This is a genomic window from Pseudomonas sp. P135 (assembly GCF_020312125.1).
Taxonomy (GTDB): Bacteria; Pseudomonadota; Gammaproteobacteria; order Pseudomonadales; family Pseudomonadaceae; genus Aquipseudomonas; species Aquipseudomonas fragariae.
Genome location: NZ_JAGPYR010000048.1, coordinates 1 through 1,343, shown reverse-complemented (window position 1 = coordinate 1,343; position 1,343 = coordinate 1). Strand labels below are relative to the sequence as shown.

Annotated in this window: 1 pseudogene; it reads right to left on the bottom strand. The window is 60.1% G+C overall.

What is annotated here, in order from left to right:
- A pseudogene (locus KBY08_RS26225) lies at positions 1-1,343 on the bottom strand (type IV secretion protein Rhs); the annotation flags it as partial.

Here is a 1,343-nt window from a genome sequence, read left to right as displayed (position 1 = left end):
TCGAAGCGGCTGGTGTTGAAGTTGAGGCGGTTGGCCGCAGCGTCGTAGCGGAACTCTTCGCCATCGACCACGCGACCGGTGTTGCGCGCCAGCAACTGGCCGTTGGCTTCGTATTCGTACTGGGTTTCGCCGCGCAGCTTGTCGAGCGTGCGGCTCAGTTCGCCGGCAGGGTCGTATTCGTAGCGGCGGTGAATCGGGTTGTAGGCGTGTTCGACGTAACGCTCCGGCTTTATGAGCGGGTTCTGGATCTGTGACAGCTTTTCCGCAGGCAGGGTGGTTGCGTACTGCCAAGCCTTGCGACCCATGCTGTCGTAGCCGAAGCAACTGGTCAGCTTGCCCTGTGTGCGATAGATCTCGCGGTGCAGATCGTCGCGTTCCATGTCGCTGATCAGCTGGCCATCCAGATTCATCTGGTGCAGGTGACCGCTGCCGTAGTACAGGTGATTCAGGTGCTGGCCGGTAGGAAGTGTCAGCGTGGTCAGGTTGCTGAGCGGATCGTACTCGTAGGCAAGTGCGCCTTGGGATGTGGTCTCTTTGACGAGGCGGCCGAGCAGGTCGTAGGCAAATTCCAGTTTCTCGGCGGCAACACCGAGTTTTCTGCCGGTGTCCGTCGGCTTGCGCTCGATTGACAGCAGTCGGTCGCCGTCGTCGTAGGCATAGTCCTGACGGGCATCGTCGTTTAGCTTGGCCAGCAGGCGACCAATCGGGTCGCGCTCCAGATGGGTGCTGCGCCGTGGCTGTTCGCCTTTTTCGCCGCAGCCGATTTCCTCGACCTGTGTCAGGTGCCCGCCGAGGTTGTAGCTGAAACGGCGGGTGAGGTTATCGATGCGTTTTTCTTCGATCAGACGGTCTGCGTTGTCGTAGGCAAAGCGGTAGGTCGCATCGTTTTCGTTGGTCAGGGCGACGAGGCGAATGGCCTTGTCGTATTCGTAAGTGATGGTCTGGCCTTTGGCATCCTGTCGCCATTTGGGCAGGCCACGGCCGTTACGCAGCAGCTGGGTAGTCTGGCCCTTGCCATCGGTGTGGGTCAGGACCTGACCCAGTTCGTTATAGGTAAAGGTCTCGCTGGTGCCATCCGGATGGTTGATGCGCAGCACTTCGCCGTCGGGTTTGCGTTCCAGCGTGGTGGTGTTGTTCAGGGCATCGGTGACGGCCACCAGGTGGTGGCGCTCGTCATAGCGGTAATAAGTGCTTTTGCCCGAACAGTCCTGAAAGCGCTGCACTTGCGCCAGGTTGTTCCACCACAGGTATTTGGACTTGAGCGTCGGGTCGACGATGGTGTGCGGCAGGCCGTCCTCACCGTTGAGGTATTCGGTCTTGTGGCCCAGCGCATCGATCTCGGC